Below are 2,379 nucleotides of genomic sequence, written 5' to 3'. Positions count from 1 at the left end.
GACCCGGCGTACGTCGCGGGCCAGTGCGCCGGGGCGCCAGAGCTCTATGGCGGTGGTCACGACGCCCAGCACGATGCCGGCGGCCAGCCAGCCGGCCAGTACGTCGCTGGGCCAGTGGACGCCGAGGGCGACCCGGGTCCAGCCGATGGTGAGGATCGTCGCGGCGGCGACGGCACAGGCGGCGGTCCGGCCGCGGCGGTGGACCCGGTACCAGAGCAGGCCGACCAGGACGGCGCAGGTGATCGCCGAGGCCATGGCGTGCCCGGAGGGGAAGGCGGCGCCGCCGGCCTGCGAGACCGGGTCGGTGAAGGCCGGCCGTGGCCGGTCGAAGGCCAGCTTGAGCGCCGACTGGGCGCTCCAGCCGATCAGGGTGCAGGCCGCCACCCAGCAGGCGAGCACCCGGGCGCCGATCAGCCAGAGCCAGGCGGCCGCGATGCCCAGCAGTGCACGCATGGTGACCGGCCCGCCGATGTCGGAGAGGGTCTGGACCGCGGCGGTCCAGATCCGGTGTTCCCGTGCGTAGATGTGGAGTTCGTTGACCCAGTCCTGGTCGAACTCGTGCAGGGGGCGCCAGTGGCCCGTCACCAGCACCGCCAGGAGACAGAACAGCGCGGCACAGCCCAGCGCGAGCGCCGTGTCCCGGAGGAGACGACTGTGACGCACAGTGACGGAGGTCGAGCTGTTGGTCAGGTGCATGCCTGACACCTTCCCAGCGTCCCGTGCCAATCGGGAGCTGGAGTGATAGCGATTCGGCATCTTTTGTGCGGAGGACCTGCGCGCGCCGGGGCGTGGGCGCGGGCGGAAATCGGGGCGCGCGGGAACGTGCGCGATCGTTCGCCGGTTCAACGGGTGGGCGGCGATTCGGTGTGCGGGCGGTGAAGGAGGCGTTCGAGGCAGGCGTGAACGGGCGCGCAGAGTGTTTGGGCGGTCACCGAATGTTCAAATTCGGGGCGAAATTCGGCAGGATACTGCATCGCCGGGAAGAAACTGAGTGACTTGGGAATGTTGTCCGGATTCTGTTCGTTGGATCGTTACGTGTGAGCCCTTCGGGGCCCGCACTTCTTGCCCTCTCCGGGCAGGCAGGCAGACCTCGGCAACACCAGTCAAAGGGAGCAAGCATGGCCACCCGTGCCGTCGTTCGCGACAGGGCCGACCGGACTCGCGCGGCCCGCCCGACCAACCTTGAGGCCGACCGTGACCTGGTCGGCATGTACCTCGACGAGATCGCCAGGACACCCCTGCTCGATGCCGCCGAGGAGGTCGAGCTCTCGCTGCGGATCGAGGCCGGCGTGTACGCCCAGCACCTGCTGGACGAGGGCGGACTTCCCGACGGCGTCACCCGCGAGGAGCTTGAGGCGATAGCCGCGGACGCCGAGCGCGCCAAGGACGTCTTCATCCGCTCCAACCTCCGCCTGGTGGTCGCGGTGGCCCGCCGCTACCCGCGCAGCGGCCTCCCGCTGCTTGACCTCATCCAGGAGGGCAACGCGGGCCTGGTGCGCGCGGTCGAGAAGTTCGATTACGCCAAGGGTTTCAAGTTCTCCACCTATGCCACCTGGTGGATCCGGCAGGCGATCACCCGGTCGATCGCCGACCAGTCCCGCACCATCCGGCTGCCCGTGCACCTGGTCGAGGAGCTGGGCCGGATCCGGCGGGTGCAGCGGGAGAAGTCCAAGGAGCTGGGCCGCGAGGCCGAGCCGGCCGAGATCGCGGCCGAGCTGGACACCACCGAGGCCCGGATCAAGGACGTGCTGGACTGGGCGCGCGACCCGGTCAGCCTCAACATGTCGGTCGACGACGAGGGCGAGACCCAGTTCGGCGACCTGGTGGAGGACACCGGGGCGACGTCCCCCGAGGACGCCGTGATGGTGATGCTCCGCCGCGAGGAGCTGGACGGTCTGATCGGGCGGCTGGACGACCGCACGGCCTCGATCATCCGTTCACGCTACGGGATGGAGGACGGCCGCGAGCGCACCCTCACCGAGGTGGGCAAGCAGCACGGCCTCACCCGTGAACGGATTCGCCAGATCGAGAAGCACGCCCTGGCCGAGCTGAAGAAGATCGCCGATCACGCGGGCTTCGAAGCCGCCTGACGAACCGGCCGGCCCACCGGCCGCCAGCCAACCGAGGCCGCCACCCGGGCCCTGGTGCGGAGCGCTCCGCACCAGGGCCCGCGGCATGCCGCGGGGCTCTTAGGCTGGAGGGACAGGACGGCCCGCGAGCAGCGGATGGAGCCGGGAATGAGTAGGGGAGTGGACAGGGTGAGCGAGCAGGGGCAGGAGAAGGCGCGGGAACAGGGGCAGGAGAAGCCGCAGGATGGGCAGCAGGCGGCCGCGGCCAAGGCCCGGCTCGTCTTCCGGGACCCGCTGGACCAGCAGTCCC

The 2,379-nt window shown here is 70.4% G+C and carries 2 protein-coding genes; one reads left to right on the top strand and one right to left on the bottom strand.

What is annotated here, in order from left to right; all coding sequences use genetic code 11:
- Positions 1–696: phosphatase PAP2 family protein (locus tag J0670_RS36020; RefSeq protein WP_207816906.1), on the bottom strand; the 696-nt coding region annotated here is incomplete at its 3' end.
- Between the two features lie 422 nt (positions 697–1,118).
- On the opposite strand from J0670_RS36020, the gene J0670_RS36015 reads away from it, so the two are divergent.
- Positions 1,119–2,090, top strand: coding sequence for a sigma-70 family RNA polymerase sigma factor (locus tag J0670_RS36015; RefSeq protein WP_196952272.1), 972 nt, complete (start codon positions 1,119–1,121; stop codon positions 2,088–2,090).
- The last annotated feature ends 289 nt before the right edge of the window (positions 2,091–2,379 follow it).

Source organism: Streptomyces sp. FH025, from assembly GCF_017427025.1.
Classification (GTDB): Bacteria; Actinomycetota; Actinomycetes; order Streptomycetales; family Streptomycetaceae; genus Kitasatospora.
The sequence above is the reverse complement of the archived record's forward strand: the minus strand, read 5'-3'. Positions and strand labels throughout refer to the sequence as shown.